General features: G+C 71.8%; 21 protein-coding genes and 1 pseudogene. 17 read left to right on the top strand and 5 right to left on the bottom strand.

What is annotated here, in order from left to right:
• Window positions 1-403 precede the first annotated feature (403 nt).
• Both DJ476_RS12675 and DJ476_RS12680 read right to left on the bottom strand, forming a co-directional pair.
• Window positions 404-1,090, bottom strand: coding sequence for a hypothetical protein (locus tag DJ476_RS12675; RefSeq protein ID WP_318294622.1), 687 nt, complete (start codon window positions 1,088-1,090; stop codon window positions 404-406).
• A gap of 568 nt (window positions 1,091-1,658) precedes the next feature.
• Window positions 1,659-2,105, bottom strand: a complete 447-nt coding sequence (locus DJ476_RS12680; RefSeq protein ID WP_053559775.1) for a helix-turn-helix domain-containing protein — start codon at window positions 2,103-2,105, stop codon at window positions 1,659-1,661.
• A gap of 363 nt (window positions 2,106-2,468) precedes the next feature.
• Between DJ476_RS12680 and DJ476_RS12685 the strand changes: the two genes are divergently transcribed.
• Window positions 2,469-3,185 carry a hypothetical protein gene (locus DJ476_RS12685; RefSeq protein WP_381243780.1) on the top strand — a complete coding sequence of 239 codons (717 nt, stop codon included), beginning with the start codon at window positions 2,469-2,471 and terminating at the stop codon, window positions 3,183-3,185.
• Window positions 3,182-3,382, top strand: coding sequence for a MerR family transcriptional regulator (locus tag DJ476_RS12690; RefSeq protein WP_112490534.1), 201 nt, complete (start codon window positions 3,182-3,184; stop codon window positions 3,380-3,382). Before DJ476_RS12685 ends, DJ476_RS12690 begins: the two co-directional genes overlap by 4 nt.
• 83 nt (window positions 3,383-3,465) lie before the next feature.
• Here DJ476_RS12690 and DJ476_RS12695 read toward each other — a convergent pair whose 3' ends face one another.
• Window positions 3,466-3,732, bottom strand: a complete 267-nt coding sequence (locus DJ476_RS12695; protein WP_381243624.1) for a hypothetical protein — start codon at window positions 3,730-3,732, stop codon at window positions 3,466-3,468.
• A gap of 408 nt (window positions 3,733-4,140) precedes the next feature.
• Between DJ476_RS12695 and DJ476_RS12700 the strand changes: the two genes are divergently transcribed.
• The 4 genes from DJ476_RS12700 to DJ476_RS12715 all read left to right on the top strand — a co-directional run bounded on the left by DJ476_RS12700 (window position 4,141) and on the right by DJ476_RS12715 (window position 6,376).
• Window positions 4,141-4,551, top strand: a complete 411-nt coding sequence (locus DJ476_RS12700) for a hypothetical protein (protein WP_053559776.1) — start codon at window positions 4,141-4,143, stop codon at window positions 4,549-4,551.
• Between the two features lie 379 nt (window positions 4,552-4,930).
• A complete protein-coding gene (locus tag DJ476_RS12705) occupies window positions 4,931-5,539 on the top strand; it encodes a phage tail tube protein (RefSeq protein ID WP_073877605.1) in 609 nt (202 codons plus the stop codon).
• Window positions 5,540-5,666: 127 nt separating this feature from the next.
• A complete protein-coding gene (locus DJ476_RS12710; protein WP_019765136.1) occupies window positions 5,667-5,957 on the top strand; it encodes a hypothetical protein in 291 nt (96 codons plus the stop codon).
• A 65-nt stretch (window positions 5,958-6,022) separates the two neighbouring features.
• Window positions 6,023-6,376, top strand: coding sequence for a hypothetical protein (locus tag DJ476_RS12715; protein ID WP_103416857.1), 354 nt, complete (start codon window positions 6,023-6,025; stop codon window positions 6,374-6,376).
• 29 nt (window positions 6,377-6,405) lie between these two features.
• Here the strand turns inward: DJ476_RS12715 and DJ476_RS12720 are convergent, their stop codons facing one another.
• Entirely contained in the window at window positions 6,406-6,810 is a 405-nt protein-coding gene (locus DJ476_RS12720; protein WP_103416856.1) for a DUF3592 domain-containing protein, read from the bottom strand.
• Between the two features lie 46 nt (window positions 6,811-6,856).
• Here DJ476_RS12720 and DJ476_RS12725 point away from each other — a divergent pair, with 46 nt between their 5' ends.
• The 11 genes and pseudogenes from DJ476_RS12725 to DJ476_RS12775 all read left to right on the top strand — a co-directional run bounded on the left by DJ476_RS12725 (window position 6,857) and on the right by DJ476_RS12775 (window position 17,793).
• Window positions 6,857-7,597, top strand: coding sequence for a hypothetical protein (locus DJ476_RS12725; RefSeq protein ID WP_112490535.1), 741 nt, complete (start codon window positions 6,857-6,859; stop codon window positions 7,595-7,597).
• A 65-nt stretch (window positions 7,598-7,662) separates the two neighbouring features.
• Window positions 7,663-8,862 (top strand): phage tail protein, encoded by a 1,200-nt coding sequence (locus DJ476_RS12730; protein ID WP_112490536.1) that lies wholly within the window; start codon window positions 7,663-7,665, stop codon window positions 8,860-8,862.
• Window positions 8,859-10,145 (top strand): tape-measure protein, encoded by a 1,287-nt coding sequence (locus DJ476_RS12735; protein ID WP_112490537.1) that lies wholly within the window; start codon window positions 8,859-8,861, stop codon window positions 10,143-10,145. The genes DJ476_RS12730 and DJ476_RS12735 overlap by 4 nt, the downstream gene beginning before the upstream one ends.
• Window positions 10,146-10,203: 58 nt before the next feature.
• Complete coding sequence (locus DJ476_RS12740; RefSeq protein WP_112490538.1) at window positions 10,204-11,169, top strand: phage distal tail protein; 966 nt, start codon at window positions 10,204-10,206, stop codon at window positions 11,167-11,169.
• A 92-nt stretch (window positions 11,170-11,261) separates the two neighbouring features.
• On the top strand, window positions 11,262-12,464 hold the full coding sequence (locus DJ476_RS12745) for a hypothetical protein (protein WP_112490539.1): 1,203 nt from the start codon (window positions 11,262-11,264) through the stop codon (window positions 12,462-12,464).
• Window positions 12,465-12,472: 8 nt separating this feature from the next.
• Window positions 12,473-13,585, top strand: a complete 1,113-nt coding sequence (locus DJ476_RS12750) for a hypothetical protein (protein ID WP_112490540.1) — start codon at window positions 12,473-12,475, stop codon at window positions 13,583-13,585.
• A gap of 3 nt (window positions 13,586-13,588) precedes the next feature.
• Window positions 13,589-14,302 carry a hypothetical protein gene (locus tag DJ476_RS12755; RefSeq protein ID WP_112490541.1) on the top strand — a complete coding sequence of 238 codons (714 nt, stop codon included), beginning with the start codon at window positions 13,589-13,591 and terminating at the stop codon, window positions 14,300-14,302.
• A gap of 391 nt (window positions 14,303-14,693) precedes the next feature.
• Window positions 14,694-16,154 (top strand): annotated as a pseudogene (locus tag DJ476_RS12760) (phage tail protein).
• Between the two features lie 153 nt (window positions 16,155-16,307).
• On the top strand, window positions 16,308-17,273 hold the full coding sequence (locus DJ476_RS12765; RefSeq protein WP_112490542.1) for a peptidoglycan-binding protein: 966 nt from the start codon (window positions 16,308-16,310) through the stop codon (window positions 17,271-17,273).
• A gap of 35 nt (window positions 17,274-17,308) precedes the next feature.
• Window positions 17,309-17,536 carry a hypothetical protein gene (locus DJ476_RS12770; RefSeq protein WP_019765124.1) on the top strand — a complete coding sequence of 76 codons (228 nt, stop codon included), beginning with the start codon at window positions 17,309-17,311 and terminating at the stop codon, window positions 17,534-17,536.
• Window positions 17,533-17,793 (top strand): hypothetical protein, encoded by a 261-nt coding sequence (locus tag DJ476_RS12775; RefSeq protein WP_018490793.1) that lies wholly within the window; start codon window positions 17,533-17,535, stop codon window positions 17,791-17,793. Before DJ476_RS12770 ends, DJ476_RS12775 begins: the two co-directional genes overlap by 4 nt.
• Window positions 17,794-17,883: 90 nt before the next feature.
• Here DJ476_RS12775 and DJ476_RS12780 read toward each other — a convergent pair whose 3' ends face one another.
• Complete coding sequence (locus DJ476_RS12780; RefSeq protein ID WP_018490792.1) at window positions 17,884-21,783, bottom strand: DNA-directed RNA polymerase subunit beta'; 3,900 nt, start codon at window positions 21,781-21,783, stop codon at window positions 17,884-17,886.
• Window positions 21,784-21,797 lie beyond the last annotated feature (14 nt).

Genomic DNA, 21,797 nt, shown 5'->3' on the forward strand with positions numbered 1-21,797 from the left:
ACTGACAGACTCGCGATGCGGTTGAGGACACGCACCGGAGCCCAGGCACACCCCAGGCACAAGGCTTGAGCGTACCTACCTCACGGACCTGGGTCAAAACAAATGCTGTCCACCCCGACACGCCGGGGCCGCCGACCACCGCGGACGGGCCCCGCCCCCTGGTGGCCGCCCCTCCGGACCGTTGCCGGACCTCGGCAATCGAACGGCACGGACACAGCGTACGTACGGACTGCCGCTGCCTTCCACTGTCGTCGACGGCTACGCGCTCGTCGCCGACATACCGGCCCTGGCGGGCAAGGCCCCGCTGCCCGACCGGGTTCCTGGGTCGGGGAGCCGGTGATCTCCGGCCGGGAGTCACCGGAGCGGGCGGCCGTTCCCCGGTGCGGTCGTTCCCTGTGCCGTCTCAGGGGTGGCCGCCCTTTCGCGTGTCCTCCGTGGCGGCCGCCCTGCCGCCGTCCGCCGGCCGCCTCGGGGGCAGCCTCAGGCGGGGCGCCGGAAGCGTGGGGATGGTCGGGACCCGGGAGCTGCGGCTCTTGGGTACGAGCGCGGGTTCGGGCCCGGAACCGGTGCGCGCCGGCCGGGGCGCGGGTACGGAGCGCCGACCGGTACGGGGGCGGCCGGTGCCGGGCTCCCCGCCCTCGGGGCCGTCACCGTCCCGTGGGCCTGGCGGTCCTTGGGCATCGACATCGGCATCGGCATCGCGATCGGTGCGGGGACCGGCGTGCGGAGCGGCATGGGAAGCGACATGCGGAGCCACGTCGTCCGGGAGGCCGTCCTCGCGGTCCGGCTCGCGGGGGTCCCCGCCACGGGCCTCCTGCCGGATGGGGATCACCGCGGCGCGGCCCGGCGTACGCCCCACCAGGCGTAAGGTCCGCAGGTTCGCGCTCCGCGCGGCTTCGACGGCGGGCTCGAAATGGGCGGCGGCATCGCGCCAGCCGTGCGAGTACGCGCGCAGCTCCCGGCGCTCCAGCTCCGCCCGCAGCAGGACGACGACCTCATGGGGCTCGTGGGCGTCGAGGAGGGCGCCCAGGTCGGCGAGGAGCGCCGCGTACGTCTCCGGTACGGGCGCGCCCGCCTCGGACGGCGGCACGTCCGCTTCCGGTGGTGCCGCTCCCGCATCCGATGGTGGCACGTCTGTTTCCCGCGCCGGGCGATCCGCTCCCCGTGCCGGGGCGTCGGCTCCCGGGGGCGGGGCATCGGCCGGAAGGGTGGCGGATCCGGTACGCGGAGTGTCGACCTCCGGCGCCGGGACGTCGACCGGACGGGAGGTGCGTCCCGGGGGCGGGGCGTCGACCGGACGGGGCGTGGGCCCCGGGGGCGGAGGGACGGCCGGACGGGACGTGGGCCCCGCAGTCAGGGCATCGGCCGGAGAGGCGGCTTCGTCGGGGGTGGCCCGGGAGCACTCTTCCCGCTCGACCATGCGCCCCCCCTTCCTTCCCGCCCGTGCGAGACGCTCCGGACCGGGCGGGCGCGCACGGCGGCCGCGACGATCGCGTGCTCTCGTTCTGCCCGGCGCGCACCTGGCGGGGTGCGGCCGTGCACTGCTGTTGGTGAACCTGCTGGGGCGGGGGGACAGGCCACGACAGCTTACGGGCCGGGGGCGGGAACGGGCCTGCGGGGCCGCCGCACGATCGGCAGCGCCCGCCTCCGTCCCGGGCTCACTCGGAGGCGAGCGGGGCCCGGCGCTCGGCGGCGGTGACCGCCGGGTCGGGAAGGAACTGGCCCGCCACCCGGACGAACATCTCGCGCTGGTCCGCCGGTACGCCGAGCGCCACGGCGGCCTCCTCGAGGGTGAGCGGACGCCCGCCCGCCGCCGGTGCGCCCGCGGGCGCGGAGGGCAGCGGCAGGTCCTCCTCCGTGAGCCGGCCGGAGCGGATGAGCATGTCGCGCACCGGGACCTGGAGCACCTGCGCGAGACGTCTGGTGGTCTCCAGGTCCGGCATGCTCTGGCGCTGGAGGAGGCGGGTGATGGCGGCCCGGTGGACCCCGGCCTCGTCGGCGAGACGGGATTTGCCGCCGCCGCGTGGACTGTCGATGTCGAAGCCGCGCCGACGGATCAGTTCTTCGATCCAGGTCGCGAAGCTGTCGAGTTCGCCCGTGGTCATGGGGCACTCGCCTCCCTCCGAAGCAACCATCAGACTATCGCGCTTGCGCGCAAGGAATTACCCCGCCCACCCCTACCGTTTGGGCAAAATCTGTGGAGATAAAGGCGGCGGACCCCTCGATTCCCCCTTGCGTGCGAGCGCGCAACATGTCAGGGTGCGGACTCGCAACACCTCGTGCGGGGAGAAGGGATCGCCATGAACACACCGAACGCGTCCACATCCAACACACGGACACCCGATGCCGGGGCACGGGCCGACGTCCGAAAGTCCGGAGACCGGAAGCCCGGTGGCCGGAAGTCCAGTGACCGGAAGCCCGGTGGCGGTCCGTCCGCGGACACCGTGACCGCCACGACCGCGGACGCCATGACCGCCGACGCCCTGCTCTGGATCGAGCTGCTGCTGCGCCAGTTCCCGGAGCTGCTCACCGAGCTGGCCCCCGCCTACCGCTCCCCCTCCGCCCCGCGCCCGACCCCGGCCGGCGCTCACCGGGCCCCGGCCGGCCCGACCCGCGCCGAGCGCGAGGAGGCCCTGCGGGCCGAGCAGGCGCACGGCCTCACGCCGTCCGGAGCCCGTACCTCGCCGCTCCGGCTGCACATCTCCGACGCCGTACGGGACATCACGGATGGCGTGATCGAGCTGGACGAGGCCGTCCACGACCGGCTCCGGCTGCCCCGCCCGCGCCGTGAGCAGGTGGCCGGCCGGCTGCTGCGCATCGCGGGGCTGCTCGACCGGGCCGCCGCCGACGACGTCCTCCTCGAACACGTCCGGGACGAGGTCCGCCGGATGGCCCGGCGGTGCACCCGGGCCCTGGGCGGCGCCGAACCGGTGGTGCGGGTGAACGGCCGCTGCCCCTGGTGCGACTCGGTCTCGCTGCGGGCCTTCCCCGCGCGCCGCGCGGTCCTCTGCGTCAACCCGGCCTGCCGCTGCGCGGACCGGGCCTGCGACTGCCGTACGGATCCGGCGCACCGCCACGCGTGGAGCGAGGGTGCGTGGGTGCGGCTCGCGGCTGAGTCGGGCGCCGATCTCGCGGAGCTGACCGCGTCGACGACGGACACCGCGCGGCGGGAGGGGAGCCGATGACGGACACGGCACCGACCCTGGTGACGGGCGCCCTGGCCGCCCACGAGGCGGGCGTGACCCCGGCGACGATCCGCAAGTGGGTCCAGCTGGGCCACCTCAGCCCGGCGGGCCGGCGGGGCCGGGCGCACACGTTCCGGCTGGAGGACGTCTTCGCCGCGGAACGGGCGGCGCGGCGCAAGGCGCCGACGGCGCGCTGAACGACAGAAGCGGTGAAGGAGGGGCGGCACCCGGCCGGGTGCCGCCCCTCCTTCACTGTTCCCGCCTCCGCATGCTCCCCCGGCTACTCCTCCGGCACGTTCGCGTTCGTCATACGGAGCACCTGGGCCCCGCCCTCCGTACCCCCGGCCACCAGGGCGATCGCCTCGCCCCAGCCGCTGCGGAACCCCCGGGTCTCCGCCTCCACGGCGATTCTCGCGCCGACCTTGCCGACGACGGCGGTGAGCGTACGGGCGACCTCCGCGGTGTACGTACCCGACTCCCCCGACTCCGCGGCCACCTCGACCACCGCAGCCATGACATCGGCCAGCCGCTCCTGGGCACTGATCACCGGCTCACTCCCGTCCACCCGCTCCCCCGCTCCCTCGCTCCACACGCCTCGTCCGGGCGCTTCCCGCCGCAGAACCGCCGCCTTTCGAATGCCAGTTCGATAACCGCAGACTAACGCACCGAAGGCGGGGATGCGGGAGGCGAGAACAGGCCCCGCCGCGCGCCGGCGAGGTGCGGACGACCCCCGAACCACACCGGAGCCACACCCAGCGAAATTGCACCTTCGCACCAACAAGTTGCGCGCTCGCACGATCTCAGTCACAATAAGTGCAGCGGCGGAGCTGCGCCCACCCTCCGGGCGCGGCTCCGCCGCCCGCGTTCCGGCTCTCCGGGCATGCCCCGAACGCTTCGCCGGACACCTCCCTGATTACCTCTGACCACCTCCGCGAACAGGAGTGATCGCCCTGCCATGACTTCACCTCCGAGCACCTTCCCCGACGTGGAAGCCATCGTCGTGGAGCTTCTCTCCGAGCGCGCCGATCTGGCGGACGCGGTCGTGGACGAGACTCCGCCGCCGGGCTTCGACGGCACACAGAAGGCGGTGATCGTCTCCCGGCGCGGTGGCGCCTGGATCGACGACCTCCACCTGGACCAGCCGCTGATCGAGCTGGAGGCCTACGGGCCGGACAAGACCACGGCACACCGCCTGGCCAACTCCGCCCGGGCCGAACTACTCGCCGCGGTCGGCCGACGGTACGGGACGAACATCGTGATCAGCGATGTCGTCGAGTCGGACGGCCCGCGCTGGCTGCCCGAGTACCTGTACCCGGCGGCCAACCGCTACCTCTGCGTCCTGCGCGTCTCGCTGCGCATCGGCTGACGCGGTACTCGGGTCCGTACGCCTGAGGCCGGTCCCGCACGCCTCGAACCGGCCCCGTATGTCTCCAACCGGTCCCGTACGCCTCCGACCGCGCCCGTACGTCTGAGGCCGGTCCCGTACCGTCGGCCGACCGGTCCCCGTACGCCCCGGCCACGACCCGTACGCCTTCGAGGCCGTACGCCCACGAGGCGGCGCGCCCCGGACCCGTACACCCGCAAGTCCCGTACGGACAGAAGTCCCTTACGGACACCGGCCCGTGCGCGCCCCACAGACCAGGCCCTGCCCCTCCGGCGGGGCCTTTGCCGTACCCGGTACGGCACGCACCACCCCCGGCACCACACCCACCCCTTTCAGGGACCAACCACCCAAGGAGCCATCCATGGCAGGCAACAACGCCTCCGAGATCCGCGTGGCCGGAACCGGCCGCATCCTCGTCGCCGAGATCGACGCCCCGCTGCCGGAGGCCTTCTCCGACAACCCGGCGGCCGACTGGGGTCCGGCCTGGACCGACCTGGGCTACACCTCCACCGAGGGCGTGACCTTCTCCAAGAAGGACAAGCTGGACCCGGTCGAGACGTGGCAGTCCATCAGCCCGGCCCGGTTCGTCTACGCGGACCGCGACCTGACGCTGAAGTTCGCGATGCTCCAGTTCAACGAGGACACGCTGCCGTTCTTCCTCGGCGGCAAGTCCACGGACATCCGCAAGGACGGGGACGCCACGAACGTCTTCCAGTTCGACGTGCCGGACGGTCCGACCTTCGACGAGCGGGCCCTCGGCCTGGAGTTCACCGACGGCTCCGAGGTCACGTACCGCTTCGTCATCCCGCGCGGCCAGGTCACCGCGACCGACGACATCAAGCTCGCCCGGAAGGCCGCGGCGCAGCTGGGCGTCACCTTCACCGCGCTCTCCCCGGGCGACGGCGCGGCGCTGGCCACCTTCGTGATGAAGGACCCGGCCTACGCGGTGCCGACGGTCCCGGCGCCGTAACACCCGTACGGCCCGCACCATCCGCAACACCCGCCGGGGCGGGGCCGGTTCAGACCGCCCCCGCCCCGGCACCCCCTCCTCTCCCCTCCCCCACATCCGAACCCCGCACCTGAAACGGAGACACCGCATGGCTTCCTTCGACGTGAACGCGGCGCGCGCCCAGCGCCTGGAGGCGCTCGGCCGCACCTGGTCCTTCGACCTGGACGGCGACACCTTCGAACTGCCCACCGAGCTGACCCGCGCCACCGCCGCCGCGCTGCGTTCGCTGGACGACAACGACGTGGACGGGCTGCTGCGGCTGCTGCTCGGCGAGGAGCAGTTCGGCCGCTTCGAGCGCCACGACATCACCATGCAGGACATCGCCGCGCTCCTGGAGGCGTACGGCAAGGAGACCGGGCTCGGCCTGGGGGAAGGCTGAGCCTCGACGCGTTCGTCACCGAACACGCCGAGGCCCTCGAAGCCGACCTGCTGCGGCACTACGGCGTGGACCTGCTGGACTGGCACCGCGGCCGGCTGACCTCCCGCCGGCTCGCGGTGCTGGTCAAGCACATGCCGCGCGACAGTGCCGTCTCCCGCGAACTCGACGGGGACGGCGCGGAGTGGACCGTGACCGACTACCTGCTGGCCGCGGCGGTGGACCATCTCGCCGCCGCCAACTGGATGTTCGCCTCGGTCAACACGGACGAGGACGCCGACCCGCCGGAGATGCCGGTGCCGGTGCCGAGGCCGGGGGACGACGGCCGGGAACCAGAGGCGGACGGGGCAACCACGGACGACATCGAACCGGCGGAACCCGGGGGTCCCAGTCGTTCGGCGCTCATGCGTTTCTTCGCCTGAGCGCCACGGCGCGGTTCACCCCATGTTCCTCAGCCAGTGAACGGCGAGGCCGCGACGCTGACCGCCGCAGCCAGCGAAATCCCCCCCATCAGTGCGAAGAAAACCCCTTTGCCCATCACCAAGGGAGTCCGGGAACAGCGCCCCGGCTTCTTGGGGTCGTACAGGATCTCGACCTGATCACCGAAGCTGGGAATGATCGAAGATTTCGGTTTCGCCCCGACTGCCCTCTCGTAGAACACGCCGTCGGGCCCCTGATACCGGACGACTGAGGAATAAGGGCGCTGGGCCACGCACTCAGCCATACCCAGAACGCCACGAAACCTGAGAATCAGGATATTCGCGGCGAATGAAAAGAAAACGAAGGAAGCCAAGAGTGTCACGGCCGTTCCGATGGTCAGCGGAATGAGGTCCTGGTACTCGAACGGCTTTCTCACGCGCGGCACTCTAGCACGGCGCGTGACACAGGAAGGACTGAACCGCATGGGCGACAGACCGACCGAGGAAGACCTCGACGAACTTCAGTCCCAGATCGATCAGCTCAAGGAAGAGAAGAAGGATATCGCCGGCCTCGAGGCTGAACTCGAAGAGCAGGGGAAATCCCAGCAGACAGCATGGCGACAGGATCTAAAGACCGTTCAAGACGGAATCGCCGATATCCAGAAGACACCGGGATACGGCGAGGCCCATCTTTCCGGTTTGCCAGGGACAGAGGACGGCGTCAAGACCGTCAACGCATCCAACCAGATCGAGTACTTCAGCAATCAGATCGTGAAATGGGACATGGAGGTACTGGCTGTCACTCCCTCCGGCGTCTCCTTCCTCGGGACCGAGTTCATCAAGTTCTCCTGGGTGGAAGCGCTCCAGAACAGCGGCTGGTTCAGAGAGTGGCAGAACAGACTGCCGTCCTGGCTCCACCGTGACAGCGAGGCCAACGTCACACGAACCGGCGACGGGGCGAGAGGCGGTGACTCGGCGCTCCAGGGAACTGTCCATCAGCACGGCGAGGACATCCGCGCCCTGTACCGGATGACCCGTGACACCGCTGCAGCTGGACGGTCCCAAGTGAGCGCCCGCGCCGACGTCACCCAGAACAGGGGCAACAGGGTCACGCCCCGCGGACGTTCCTACGCGGCCGAATCGGCGCAGCTCCGCGCCGTGGCAAATGCCTATGACGCCGTCCTCTCCCGCACTGCTGCCCTGGAGCAACGGCTTGGGACCTGAATGGGGATTCCGCCCCAGGTATTCGGTCGGCAGCGGCACCACCAACGGACCGGACAGGAATCAGCATGTCTCTCGTACAAGCACTCGGGCGAGCGGGTAGCTCGCTCAACACCTTCAGATCACGGCTCGACGCGAGCAGCAGAGCGGCGAACGGCCTGTCCACCAGGGCTGCGGCCGGCGACCGCGAGCTCAAGAAGATCCGCGCCTCCGCCCAGACCTCCGCCCGCGAGCTGTCCACCCTGCAGCGCGCCGCCGACAAGGCCGAGCGGTCGCTCGCCAAGGCCGGGACCACCGGGCAGAAGAGCGGTACGCAGATCGGGACGTTCAAGTCCGGCGCCGACAGGGCGTCCAAGGGCATGAACGGCCTCAACAAGTCGATGCGCGGGAACATCGTCGGGCAGCTGCTCTCGCTGCTCGCCCCGCTCATCGAGCGGGTCGTCGACATGGCGTCCCGCTCCAAGACCCTCCAGAAGGTGCTCAAGGTCGCATTCGACGCGATCAGGAAGGTCATCAGCACGGTCATGAAGGCCGTCGGGCCGATCATGACCAAGGCCGGGGCCCTGATGAAGACGGTCTGGAACGGCATCAAGAAGGCCGTCACCGTGGTCGTCAAGGCCGTCGCCACCGTCATCACGACCTACTTCAACGCCTGGCGCAAGCTCATCACGACGGTGATGAACGCGATCAGGAGCGTCATCTCCAGTGTCTGGAACGGGATCCGCAAGGTCATCACCCCCGTCGTCAACTGGATCCGCAACACCGTCCCGCAGGCTTTCAGCCGGGTCAGGGAGCGGCTCTCCGCCGTCTGGGGCGGGCTCAAGGACATCGCGGGCCGGGCCTTCGGACGGATCACGGGGGCGGTGAAGGGGCCGGTCAACGCGGTGATCCGGCTCATCAACTCCGCGATCGACCGGCTCAACCGCATCAAGGTCTCCATCCCCGGCTGGGTCCCCGGCGTCGGCGGCAAGAGCTTCGGCATCAGCCTGCCGAAGATCCCGCAGCTCGCGGCCGGCGGCATCGTGCAGCCGCGCAACGGAGGTGTCCACGCCATCGTCGCGGAGGCCGGTGAGGCCGAGGCCGTCCTGCCGCTCTCCAAGCTGGACCGGCTGCTGCGCCACACCGCCCGCCGCTCCCGGGCGGACGCGTACAACGCCACGACCGGGGCCGTCGCCGGCTTCCAGATCGAGCACTACTACGAGGCGTCCTCCGCCAACCTCCAGGAGACCGCCGCCGCCCTGCTGTTCCTCTCCAAGGCGCGCGGATGAGTACGGCAGCGATCGGGGCGGGCGCCGACCCGCTCGCGGGCGTGGCCGGTCCTCTCTCCGCCTTCCGCACCCAGCTCGGCGCGGCCGGCGCCTCCCTCCGCAACGCCCTGCGGGATGTCGGCCGGGCCCGGGGAGCCGCCGACGGCATCCGGGGCGGCGCGGCCTCCGCCGACCCGGCCCTGCGGCAGCTGAGGACCGGGGCGGACGCGGCCGGGAAGTCGGTGGCCAAGGCCGGCCGTACCGCCGGGGTCACGGCGACCCGGCTCCGTACCGGCAGCGGCGGGGCCCGTGGTGGTGCCGCTCCCCTCGGCGCCCTCTCCACCGGCTCCACGGTCTTCGGAGGCGTGGCCGGGATCCTGGGCAAGGGCACCGGCACGGTCTCCGGGCTGATGGGCTTCTTCGGCGGGGCGCTCACCGTCGCCGCCGGGGCGGTGATGGCCGTCAACGTGGCGATGCGGGCCAATCCGTTCGGGTTCGTCCTCGGGCTGATCGTGCCGCTCGCGGGCTTCCTGATCGAGTACGCGCTCAGCTCGCAGACCGGCCAGAAGATCATGAAGCAGGTATTCAACCAGGTCCTGGCGGTCTTCCGGGCCATCGGGAAGTTCCTCGGGCCGGTCGTGCAGGGGTACGCCAAGGTGGTCTCCGCGCAGTTCACCGCCGTACGCACGATCGTCACCGCGGTGCTCAAGGGGATCGGCGCCGCCCTGTCCGCCGGCTTCAACGGCACCCGTACGGCGGTCGGTTCGGCGACCCGGGCGGTGACCGGGCTGGTCAGCGGCGCCTGGAACGGCTTCCGACGGATGATCCAGCCCACCCTGGACTGGATCACCCGACGCATCCCGGCCATGTTCACCCGGGTCAGGGACGCCACCTCGCGCACCCTGCACGGCATGGGCGACTTCGTCTCCACCGGGATGCAGGGCGTCATGGCCGCCGTCACCGGCCCGGTCAAGGCGCTGATCTCCTTCGCCAACTGGGTCATCGACGGCCTCAACAAGCTGAGCTTCTCCGTCCTCGGCAAGAAGTTCGGCGTGGACCTGCCCAAGATCCCGCAGCTCGCCGAGGGCGGTGTCGTCCAGCCCGCGGGCGGCCGCTCGGGCGCCGCCTCCGTCCAGCCGCTCTCCGCGCTGAGCCGGCTGCGTCCGGCCGAGGCGGGCCCGCGGCCGGACCGGGCGGCCGGCTCCCCGGAGCGGACCCGGCTGCACACGTACCACGCGGCCGGGCGCGGCGGCCCGCTCGCCATCGCCTCCGACCTGCTGTTCCTGCACGGGGCGGCGGCATGAGCCCCGACCGCCCCACGACCGAAGCCGCCCCACGACCGAAGCGAGGTGACGGCCCCTCATGGCCGAGACCACAACCACATACGCGTACGAGACCGCACCCGGCTCACTGATCACCCGCGACGGGCAGATCCAGTGGGCCGGACTGCTGATGGGCCCCGGTACCCCGTACGAGATCGACCGCACCGGCATCACCGGCTGGGACGACCTGCCGACCCTCGACAGCGGCGAAGTCTCCCGCCCCGACCGGCACGGCGCCTGGCCCGGCGCGCAGTGGGCGCAGTCCCGGCTCGTCGGGGCGACCGTCTGGCTGCTGCCCCGCACCACCGGGGACGCGCTCGCCGTGTCCACCGCCTTCCGGGACGCCACCGGGGCGGACGGCGCCGAGGACTGGCTGGCGGTACGGCTGCACGGGGAGACCCTGGCCGTACGGGCCCGGATCAGCCGGAAGGTCGTCCCGCAGGACCGGTCCTACGTGGTGCACGGCGCCTCGAAGACCAGCCTCCAGTGGACGGCCACCGACCCCCGCCGCTTCGGCGCCGTGCTCCGGGAGTGCCGCGCCCATCTGCCGGTCCCCGAGCCGGGGCTGCTCTGGCCCGAGGAGGCCGGGGAGGGCGGGCTCGGCCTGCGGTGGCCGCTGGAGTGGGGGGTCGCGGACCCGACCGGGACCGGCGCCAACGCCTCCGGCTCCTGCACCGCCGTCAACGGGGGCTCGGCGACGGCCCACCCGCTGATCGAGTTCCGGGGGCCGGTCCGGCGCCCGACGCTGACCCGGCTCACCGACGGCCGGCAGCTCCAGTACGACATCGTGCTCGGCCCCCAGGACGTGCTGAGCGTAGACACCGAGGCCGGGACCGTCCTGCTCAACGGGACCGCCTCCCGCCTCTACACCGCCACCGCCGCCTCCGCGCCCGAGCAGCTCTTCGGCCTGGCGCCGGGCGCCACCGAGCTGGCGTTCCGCTCCAACGACACGACCCCCGACCCGGAGGCCTCCGTCACCGTCCGGTGGCGCGACGCCCACTGGTGAGCCCCTTCGGGCCCGCCGTCGAAGCGGTGCGGAGCGCGCACCCTCTCCGGCCCACCACGACCACCCCATCCGTCTTGCTTCAGGAGGACCCCATGCCCGTACGCAGCGCCTGGCTGATCAACCGCACCGAGACCGAATCCGGCCAGTCCCGCGCCGACACCCGCCTCTCCCCGCTCGGGACGATGGCCCCGACCGGCCCCCTGACCAGCGCCGGCGGGGTGATCCCCGGCGCCGAGAACGGCACCTACCTGATGTCCGGGCTCTACGTGTACGGCGAGACCGCGGGCATGCGGGCCACCGTCGTACCGGGCCGGGCCGTGATCCAGGGCCAGGGCCGGGCCGGGGCCTACCCGGTCGTCCTCACCGACTACACCGACGTGGGCTTCGACGACGGCGACGCCTCCAACCCCCGCATCGACCTGGTGGTCCTGCGGGTCCACGACGCCCAGTTCGACAGCGAGGGGGGCGCCACCGAAGCCACCCTGGAGGTCATCAAGGGCGAGCCGAAGAGCTCCCCCGAGCCGCCGCGCCTCCCGGACGCCGCCCTCCCGCTCGCCCGGGTCCTGGTCCCGGCCGGCGCCTCCGTCGGCACCGGCGGCATCGACTGGGCCAACGCCGTGTACGACCTGCGCGTGCCCACCGTGGCCGTCGGCGGCATCCTCCCGGAGTCCTGGAACCGCGATGTGCCCGGCGGCTACGTCGGCCAGTACCGCGACACCAGCCGGGAACTGCAGCGCTGGGACGGCACCCGCTGGTCCGCCTACCCGCGCCAGGTCGGCGGCATCGCCCCGCAGGGCGCGCTCGCCCAGGGCGAGTACCCCGGGCAGTACCGCGACGAGGGCGGGCGGCTCCAGCGCTGGGACGGCACCGTGTGGCGGGCCGCCGTCCCGGCCTCCGCCTGGGCCGAGAACACCGACGGCGGCTACTGCGCCAGCACCACCTGGGTCGAGGCGGTGACCGACACGGTCGGCCCCACCATCACCGCCGCGTTCACCGCACCGGTCTCCGGCGCGGTCCTCGTGACCGTGGGCTTCCTGGGGAGCACCGCGGTGGAGGGCCAGTGGGCCCGGATGAGCGCCAACATCCGCAAGGACGGCGTGCTGGTCGTCCCCGCCGACGAGCGGCGTACGGCCCAGGTCGGCACCAAGTCGTCGGTCTCGGTGTCGACAACGTTTCGGGTCACCGGGCTCCAGGCCGGTGCCGCCTACACGGCGGTCTCCGCCTACTGCACCTCCGCGACCAGCAGCCGGGGCTGGTTCGACAACCGCTTCGTCCGCGTCGACCCGGTCCTGTGAGGAAGCCCATGCCCCGGACCTCCTCATCCCCGGATCCCGTCTACCGGGCCCTCTTCTGCGATCTGCGCACGGACCGGCTGCTGGACGTCCTGCCCCTGACGGAGACCAAGTTCGACGACTTCATCGGCAAGCCGGGCTCCCTCTCCGCCACCGTCCCCCTTCCGCAGGGGGCGCTCGCGGCCCGGGCCCGGGAGGCGCTGCGGCCCGGCCGCACGGCGGTCTGGCTGGAGCGGGACGGCGACATCTGGTGGGGCGGGGTGCTGTGGACCTGCACCCCGGCCTCGGACGAACAGGGCCGGCTCACCGTGCAGTTCCAGGCCGGGACCTTCGACTCGTACCTGGACCACCGCATCCTGTGCCGGGACCTGACCGGCACCGGGCTGGACCAGTTCGACATCGCCCGGCTCCTGGTCGCCCACGCCCAGGAGCAGCCGGGCGGGGACATCGGGATCAGCCTCGGCCATGAGCGGTCGGGGATCGTACGCGACTACGCCCACGCCTATTCGGCGCTCGCCCGTATCCGCGAACTCCTCGACAAGCTGGGCCAGTTGAACGACGGCTTCGAGTGGCGCATCCACTGCTACCGGGATGCCGACGGCAACCGCGTCAAGCGGCTCCAGCTCGGCCACCCGCAGATCCGCACCGGCCACAGCGACCTCGTGCTGGACCACCCCGGTCCCGTCCTCACCTACAGCCTGCCCACCGACTCGACCGTGCAGGCGAACGTGTGGGTGGCCCGGGGCGAGTCGGCCAACACCGACCAGTCCCAGGAGTCCGAGCCGCTGACGGTCTCCGAGGAGCTGCCCGAGGAGTTCGTCCAGGGCTGGCCCCGGCTGGAGCAGACCTCGGACCACGGCGGGGTGAGCGACGCGGCGACCCTGCGTTCGCTGGCCCGCGCCGAACTGGCCCGGCAGCGGCGGCCCGAGGTCATCCCGGAGCTGACCATACGGCTCGACGGGCGGGTCACCCCGGCGCTGATCGGCGCCCGCATCCGGCTGCGTATCCACGACCTGTGGCACCACGAGGGGCTGGACGCGCACTACCGGATCGTCGGGATGGCGGTCACCCCGCCGCAGCGCGCCAAGCAGGAGACCGCCGTCCTCTACCTGGAAGGAGTGTGACCCGTGGCGATCATCCCCACCGACCTGCTCGACCGCATCCGCGCGCTGGAGCGCCAGGTCAGGGAGTTGATGGGCAGCGCCAACACCACCCCGGCGCTGAACAACATCGCGGGCGGCGAGGTGGTCATCGGTGAGCGCGGCCGGCTGCGGGTGCGGACGGCGGGCGACCAGGACCTCCTCTACCTCGGCCGGGTCGCGCCCGACCGCGACGAGGAGACCCCGCAGCAGGGGCTGGTCGTCCGCCGCGACGACGGTTCGCTGGCGCTGACGGTGTGGACCGGGGCGCCGGACCCGCAGGCGGTCCAGCCGGTGCAGATCCTGGACCGGCGGGGCAACGTGGTCCTGGCCGACGACACCGTACGGGGCGGTCTGGCCCGCCCCTACCTCCCCTTCGCCCTGCCCGCCCCCGTCGACCCCGCCCGCTGGGAGTCCACCGGCGCCACCACCTGGACCACGCTCCACCGGGGCCCCGGCCTCGTCCAGCACCCGCGCCTGCACTGCGAGATCGCGGTGGCGGGCGCACCGGGCGAGGTCCGGCTGCTGGTGAACGGCGTCCAGCTGGGCCCGGTGGGCGGACCGGGGGCGGGGCTGGTGCTGACGGAGCGGGTGGGGGTGGAGTACGGGGCGACGGTGACGTTCGAGATCCAGGCCAGGGTCACCACCGCCGGCACGACGATCCGCTGCCACCCACTGACGCTGTACGGCCTGGAGTCGTAGGAGCCCGTTCCGCATTTCCCGGGCCCGGGAGCCCACCCCCAGCCCACCCGCATCACGCCAGTGCGCCCGCACCACTCCAGCCCGTCCGGCATGCCCGTCCTGCGGGCCCGGCGCGGCATTTCAGCCCGTCCGGCGTTTGAGGACGGAACCGTCGCGGGGGACGAGCCCGCACCCACATCCACCCGTCCGCAGGCGCACCCCACCCCGCCCCCAGGCTTCCGTCCTCAAACGCCGGACGGGCCGGGGGCGGCGCCCCGCCCCAAACGCCGGACGGGCCGGGGGTGGCGGCCGCTCCCACACAGGACAGACCGGGGCGGCGGCCCGCCCAAAGCGCCGGACAAGCCGGGGACAGGCCTGCCCCCGGCCACACGCACCCCGCCCAAGGAGCCCCATGCTGCCCCAAAGCATCCCCACCGTCACCGTCACCGCCCGCTACCTCACCCCCGACGGCCGCCCCATGAGCGGCACCGTCGACTTCCGGCCGCCCGCCCTGCTCACCCACGCCGAGGAGGATCTCTTCCTGGGCGGGCCCACCCGCGCCACCCTCGACTCCGAGGGCCGGGTCCACGTCGTGCTGCCGGCCACCGACGCCCCCGGCTGGAACCCCGCCGTGTGGACGTACACCGTCACCGAGCGGCTCTCCGGCCTCGGCCGCACCGCCCGCAGCTACCAGATCGTGCTGAGCGCCGACCACCCCACCGTGGACCTGGCCGACATCGCCCCGGCCGACCCGGCGAACCCTCAGTACGTCGCCGTACCGGGCCCGGCCGGACCGCCCGGCGAACTCGGCCCGCAGGGGCCCGCCGGTCCCGCCGGAGCCGTGCACTCCGTCAACGGGAAGACCGACGCGGACATCGTGCTCACCGCAGCCGACGTCTCCGCCGTGGACGCCTCCCGGGCCGGCACCCCCGGCGGGGTCGCCACCCTCGGCTCCGACGGCCTCGTCCCGGCCGCCCAGCTCCCGGCCGGCGGCGGCGCCGTGGCCTCGGTCAACGGCAGGACCGGCAACGTCACCCTCGCCGCCACCGACGTCGGCGCCCTCTCCCAGGCGGCCGGCGACGCCCGCTATCTGGCCATCGACGGCTCCCCCGTCACCTCGGTCAACGGCCGCACCGGCGCGGTCGTCCTCAACGCCACCGACGTCTCGGGCGTGGCGAGCGGCGACGCCGTCCTGCTGACCGGCAACCAGACCGTCCAGGGCACGAAGACCTTCGCCGCCCCGCCGCTCACCACCGTCACCCCCACCACCGACGACCAGCTGACCCGCCGCGGCTACGTGGACGCCGTCTCCTCGGCCGGCAGCTGGTCCCCGTCCGCCGTCGGGTTCGCGGGCTGGGCCTTCGACCCGGCCTGCGGCTCCGCCGCCACCCCGCAGTACTGCATCAACGGCTGAGTCTACCTGATCGGCGTCCCCCTGCACGCGCAGACGATCGTGAAGAACATCGCCTTCTACGTCCCCGGCTACGTCGGCAACACCTTGGGCGCCGCCTCCTTCGCCGGTCTCTACACGAGCGCCGGAGCACGCGTCGGCGTGACCGCCGCCCTGAACACCCTGTTCACCGCGACCGAGGGCCGCACCGTCGTCTGCCCGCTCACCGACGCGTACACCGCCGCGCCGGGCAACTACTGGGTGGCGCTGGTGATCAACGGCCCCAGCCCCAACACCAGCGGCCCCGCCTTCCTGCGCGGCTCCAGCGTGGGCCAGGCCCCCGGCGGCAGCGCCCGGATGCCCGGCCGCTTCATCCGGCACGGCCGCCTCAGCACCACCGGCCAGACCTCGCTGCCCACCTCCTTCCCGGTGGCCAACGTCGTCGCCGACTCCAACGCCATCTGGGCCGCGCTCGCCACCTGACCCACCCGCGCACCCCGGACCCGAGCCCCGTACCGGTCCCGCCTCTCCGGTACGGGGCTCCGCCACGCCCGCCCCCGTAAGCCGCGACACCCGTACGCACCCCCGTACCCACCTCACCCCACTCCCGCACACCGCACCGGAAGGACCGCCCCCGTGGCCACACCACTCACCGCCGACCGGCTGCTCGCCGCCCTGCGCGCCGAAGGCGTCACCGTCGTCGAGCACCCGGGCTGGCGCACCCACCACCGCAACCACAAGGGCGCCTGGGGCCCCGTGAACGGGGTGATGATCCACCACACCGTGAGCAGCGGAAGCGCCGCCTCCGTCGCCCTCTGCCGCAACGGCTACGCCTCCCTGCCCGGCCCGCTCTGCCACGGCGTCATCGACAAGGCGGGCACCGTCCACCTGATCTCGGCCGGCCGCGCCAACCACGCGGGCGGCGGCGACCCGGCCGTGCTCGCCCGCGTCGTCGTGGAGGACTACGGGGACCGCCCGCCCGCCCCGCGCGCCCATGACGGCAGCGCGGGCGCCGTCGACGGCAACGCCCGCTTCTACGGCTTCGAGTGCGTCAACCTGGGCGACGGCAAGGACCCCTGGCCCGCCGCCCAGCTGGAGGCGATCGAACGTGCGTCGGCGGCCCTCTGCCGGGCCCACGGCTGGACCGCCCGCTCGGTCATCGGCCACGCGGAGTGGTCGGCCGCCAAGATCGACCCGCGCGGCTTCACCATGCCGTCGATGCGCACTCGCATCGCGACCCGCCTGACGGCCACCCCGGGAAACCCCCCGAAGCAGCCCTCGAAGCCCGCCCAGCCCACCCGGCCCGGCAACAAACCCGCCAGCCCCAGCACCCCCACCCCCCGCTACCAGCCCTTCCCCGGCGCCTCCTTCTTCACCGCCCGCCCCAGCTCCCCCGTCGTCACCGCCATGGGCCGGAGGCTGGTCGCCGAGGGCTGTGGAGCGTACGCCGTCGGGCCCGGCCCCCGGTGGACCGAGGCCGACCGGCGCTCGTACGCCGCCTGGCAGCGCAAGCTCGGCTTCCGCGGCGCCGACGCCGACGGCCTGCCCGGCCGCACGTCCTGGGACGCCCTGAAGGTCCCGTACACCACCAAGAACCCGTGACCCCGCGTACCCGTGACCGGATGGAGGAGCCTGCCATGTCCGACGCCGCCCGGCGTACCGCCCGTACCGTCCTGCAGACGGCCCTCGCCCTTGCCGTGCTCCTGCCCGCACTCGTGGACGCGTCCGGCGTCCCCGCGACCCTGCCCCGGGTCGCCGGGGCCCTGGCCGTCGCGGGGGCGGTGACCCGGGTGATGGCCGTACCGGGCGTCCAGGCCCTGCTGCCGCGCTGGCTGCGCACCGAACCGCCGGAGGGCCGCCCATGACCGATACCGACCCGAACAACCCCGTGGCCGTCGCCCTGGAACTGGAGCGGATGCGCGGCAGCCTGGAGGCCGGCTTCGCCCGCGCCGACGGGCAGCTGGCCCTGCTGGTCCAGCGCAGCGACCAGACCGACAAACAGCTCGCCGACCACGAGGCCCGCCTCGACCTGCTGGAGCGCTCCCGCTGGCCGCTGGCGAGCATCGCCGCGCTCACCGCGACGGCCGGCGTCGCCATCGCGCTCTGGGAGACGCTCCGCTGAACCGGACCGGCCGGACCGGCCCCGCACACGCCGAAGGGCGGCCACCCCGTGACGTACGGGATGACCGCCCTCGGGCGTCAAGCGACTCGCTTACTGGTTGTACGGACCGTAGTCGTAGTCCTCCAGCGGAACGGCCTGGCCGGAGCCCGTGCCGAACGGCGAGTAGTCGATGTCGTCGTAGCCGACGGCCGAGTACATCGCGGCCTTGGCCTCCTCGGTCGGCTCGACCCGGATGTTGCGGTAGCGGGAGAGACCCGTACCGGCCGGGATGAGCTTACCGATGATGACGTTCTCCTTGAGGCCGATCAGGGAGTCCGACTTGGCGTTGATCGCCGCGTCGGTGAGGACCCTGGTCGTCTCCTGGAAGGACGCCGCCGACAGCCACGACTCGGTGGCGAGCGAGGCCTTGGTGATACCCATCAGCTGCGGACGGCCGGAGGCGGGGTGACCGCCCTCGGTGACCACACGACGGTTCTCGGTCTCGAACTTCGACCGCTCGACCAGCTCGCCCGGAAGCAGCTCCGCGTCGCCGGACTCGATGATCGTCACACGGCGGAGCATCTGCCGGATGATGATCTCGATGTGCTTGTCGTGGATCGACACGCCCTGCGAGTTGTAGACCTTCTGGACTTCGCCGACCAGGTGGACCTGGACCGCACGCTGGCCGAGGATGCGCAGCACGTCGTGCGGGTTGGTGGCACCCACGGTGAGCTTCTGGCCCACCTCGACCGGGTCGCCCTCGCCCACGAGCAGACGGGCACGCTTCGAGATCGGGAACGCCGTCTCGTCGCTGCCGTCGTCCGGGGTGACGACGATCTTCTTGGTCTTCTCGGTCTCCTCGATCCGCACGCGGCCCTTGGCCTCGGAGATCGGGGCGACACCCTTCGGCGTACGGGCCTCGAAGAGCTCGACGACTCGGGGCAGACCCTGGGTGATGTCGTCACCGGCCACACCACCGGTGTGGAAGGTACGCATCGTCAGCTGGGTACCGGGCTCACCGATGGACTGGGCGGCGATGATGCCGACCGCCTCACCGATGTCGACCAGCTTGCCGGTGGCGAGCGAGCGTCCGTAGCAGAAGGCACAGGTGCCGACCGCGGACTCACAGGTCAGGACCGAGCGGGTCTTGACCTCCTCGACGCCGGCGCCCACCAGGGCGTCGATCAGGACGTCACCGAGGTCGACGTTGGCAGGCGCGATGACCTTGCCGTCCACCACGACGTCCTCGGCGAGCATGCGGGCGTAGACCGAGGTCTCGACGTCGTCCGTCTTGCGGAGCACGCCGTCGGCGCCCTTGACCGCGATCTTCAGCTTCAGGCCGCGGTCGGTGCCGCAGTCCTCCTCGCGGATGATCACGTCCTGCGAGACGTCCACCAGACGACGGGTCAGGTAACCCGAGTCGGCGGTACGCAGGGCGGTGTCCGCCAGACCCTTACGGGCACCGTGCGTGGAGATGAAGTACTCCAGAACGGTGAGGCCCTCGCGGAAGGACGCCTTGATGGGACGGGGGATCGTCTCGTTCTTGGCGTTCGACACCAGACCACGCATACCCGCGATCTGACGCATCTGCATCATGTTTCCTCGGGCACCCGAGTCGACCATCATGAAGATGGGGTTCGTCTTCGGGAAGTTCGCGTTCATCGCCTCGGCGACCTCGTTGGTCGCCTTGGTCCAGATCGCGATGAGCTCCTGCGTGCGCTCGTCCTTGGTGATCAGACCGCGCTCGTACTGCTTCTGGACCTTCTCGTCCTGCTCCTCGTAGCCCTTGACGATGGCCTTCTTGGCCTCGGGCACGACGACGTCGGAGATGGCCACGGTGACGCCCGAACGGGTCGCCCAGTGGAAGCCCGCCGCCTTCAGGTTGTCGAGCGTCGCCGCCACGATGACCTTGGGGTAGCGCTCGGCCAGGTCGTTGACGATCTCGGAGAGCTGCTTCTTGCCCACCGAGTAGTCGACGAACGGGTAGTCCTCGGGCAGCAGCTCGTTGAAGAGCGCGCGGCCCAGGGTGGTCCGCAGCCGGAAGGTGTCACCCGGCTGGTACTCGGGCTCGCCCTCCTCGGCGACCGGCGGCACCCAGCCACGCGGCGGCATGGTGCCGACCGGGAAGCGGATGTCGACGGTGGACTGGAGCGCCAGCTCACCGGCGTCGAACGCCATGATCGCCTCGGCCGTGGAGCCGAACGCGCGGCCCTCGCCCTTGGTGTCACGGAGCTGGCCGTCGGTGGTGAGGAAGAACAGCCCCAGCACCATGTCCTGGGTCGGCATGGTGACCGGACGGCCGTCGGCCGGCTTCAGGATGTTGTTCGAGGACAGCATCAGGATGCGGGCCTCGGCCTGCGCCTCCGCGGAGAGCGGCAGGTGCACGGCCATCTGGTCACCGTCGAAGTCCGCGTTGAACGCGGTGCAGACGAGCGGGTGGATCTGGATGGCCTTGCCCTCGACCAGCTGCGGCTCGAAGGCCTGGATGCCCAGGCGGTGCAGGGTGGGCGCACGGTTCAGCAGCACCGGGTGCTCGGCGATGACCTCTTCGAGGACGTCGTACACGACGGTGCGGCCACGCTCGACCATGCGCTTGGCCGACTTGATGTTCTGCGCGTGGTTCAGGTCGACCAGGCGCTTCATCACGAACGGCTTGAACAGCTCCAGCGCCATCGCCTTCGGCAGACCGCACTGGTGCAGCTTGAGCTGCGGACCGACGACGATCACAGAACGCGCGGAGTAGTCCACGCGCTTGCCGAGGAGGTTCTGACGGAAGCGGCCCTGCTTGCCCTTGAGCATGTCGCTCAGGGACTTCAGCGGGCGGTTGCCCGGGCCGGTGACCGGACGGCCGCGACGGCCGTTGTCGAACAGCGCGTCGACGGCCTCCTGGAGCATGCGCTTCTCGTTGTTCACGATGATCTCGGGCGCACCGAGGTCGAGAAGGCGCTTCAGGCGGTTGTTGCGGTTGATCACGCGGCGGTACAGGTCGTTCAGGTCGGAGGTCGCGAAGCGGCCACCGTCCAGCTGCACCATCGGACGCAGGTCCGGCGGGATGACCGGCACGCAGTCGAGCACCATGCCCTTGGGCTTGTTGCTGGTCTGCAGGAACGCGGAGACGACCTTGAGGCGCTTGAGCGCACGGGTCTTCTTCTGGCCCTTGCCGGTACGGATGATCTCGCGGAGGCGCTCGGCCTCCTCGTCGAGGTCGAAGGACTCCAGGCGCTTCTGCAGCGCGGCGGCGCCCATGCAGCCGTCGAAGTACGTGCCGAAGCGGTCACGCAGCTCGCGGTAGAGCAGCTCGTCGCCCTCCAGGTCCTGGACCTTGAGGTTCTTGAAGCGGCTCCACACCTCGTCGAGGCGGTCGATCTCGCGCTGCGCACGGTCGCGCAGCTGCTTCATCTCGCGCTCGGCACCTTCGCGCACCTTGCGGCGTACGTCGGCCTTGGCGCCCTCGGCCTCCAGCTCGGCCAGGTCGGTCTCGAGCTTCTTGGCCCGGGCCTCCAGGTCGGCGTCGCGGCGGTTCTCGGTCTGCTGACGCTCGACGGAGACGTGCGCCTCCAGGGACGGCAGGTCGCGGGTACGACGCTCCTCGTCCACGAACGTGATCATGTACGCGGCGAAGTAGATGACCTTCTCGAGGTCCTTCGGCGCGAGGTCCAGCAGGTAGCCGAGGCGCGAGGGAACGCCCTTGAAGTACCAGATGTGGGTGACGGGAGCGGCCAGCTCGATGTGGCCCATCCGCTCACGACGCACCTTGGCGCGAGTGACCTCGACGCCGCAGCGCTCACAGATGATGCCCTTGAAGCGGACACGCTTGTACTTGCCGCAGTAGCACTCCCAGTCCCGGGTCGGACCGAAGATCTTCTCGCAGAAGAGTCCGTCCTTTTCGGGCTTGAGGGTGCGGTAGTTGATGGTCTCCGGCTTCTTCACTTCGCCGTGGGACCAGGTCCGGATGTCGTCCGCGGTGGCAAGGCCGATCCGCAGCTCGTCGAAGAAGTTGACGTCGAGCACTTGTCGTCAATCCC

It is taken from the genome of Streptomyces bacillaris (assembly GCF_003268675.1).
Classification (GTDB): domain Bacteria; phylum Actinomycetota; class Actinomycetes; order Streptomycetales; family Streptomycetaceae; genus Streptomyces; species Streptomyces bacillaris.

Excerpts from the sequence above, each read along its gene's own strand:
- DJ476_RS12680 (WP_053559775.1), bottom strand. The coding sequence starts at position 2,105 with ATGACCACGGGCGAACTCGACAGCTTCGCGACCTGGATCGAAGAACTG.
- DJ476_RS12685 (WP_381243780.1), top strand. The coding sequence starts at position 2,469 with ATGACCGCCGACGCCCTGCTCTGGATCGAGCTGCTGCTGCGCCAGTTC.
- DJ476_RS12690 (WP_112490534.1), top strand. The coding sequence starts at position 3,182 with ATGACGGACACGGCACCGACCCTGGTGACGGGCGCCCTGGCCGCCCAC.
- DJ476_RS12700 (WP_053559776.1), top strand. The coding sequence starts at position 4,141 with ATGACTTCACCTCCGAGCACCTTCCCCGACGTGGAAGCCATCGTCGTG.
- DJ476_RS12705 (WP_073877605.1), top strand. The coding sequence starts at position 4,931 with ATGGCAGGCAACAACGCCTCCGAGATCCGCGTGGCCGGAACCGGCCGC.
- DJ476_RS12710 (WP_019765136.1), top strand. The coding sequence starts at position 5,667 with ATGGCTTCCTTCGACGTGAACGCGGCGCGCGCCCAGCGCCTGGAGGCG.
- DJ476_RS12725 (WP_112490535.1), top strand. The coding sequence starts at position 6,857 with ATGGGCGACAGACCGACCGAGGAAGACCTCGACGAACTTCAGTCCCAG.
- DJ476_RS12730 (WP_112490536.1), top strand. The coding sequence starts at position 7,663 with ATGTCTCTCGTACAAGCACTCGGGCGAGCGGGTAGCTCGCTCAACACC.
- DJ476_RS12735 (WP_112490537.1), top strand. The coding sequence starts at position 8,859 with ATGAGTACGGCAGCGATCGGGGCGGGCGCCGACCCGCTCGCGGGCGTG.
- DJ476_RS12740 (WP_112490538.1), top strand. The coding sequence starts at position 10,204 with ATGGCCGAGACCACAACCACATACGCGTACGAGACCGCACCCGGCTCA.
- DJ476_RS12745 (WP_112490539.1), top strand. The coding sequence starts at position 11,262 with ATGCCCGTACGCAGCGCCTGGCTGATCAACCGCACCGAGACCGAATCC.
- DJ476_RS12750 (WP_112490540.1), top strand. The coding sequence starts at position 12,473 with ATGCCCCGGACCTCCTCATCCCCGGATCCCGTCTACCGGGCCCTCTTC.
- DJ476_RS12770 (WP_019765124.1), top strand. The coding sequence starts at position 17,309 with ATGTCCGACGCCGCCCGGCGTACCGCCCGTACCGTCCTGCAGACGGCC.
- DJ476_RS12775 (WP_018490793.1), top strand. The coding sequence starts at position 17,533 with ATGACCGATACCGACCCGAACAACCCCGTGGCCGTCGCCCTGGAACTG.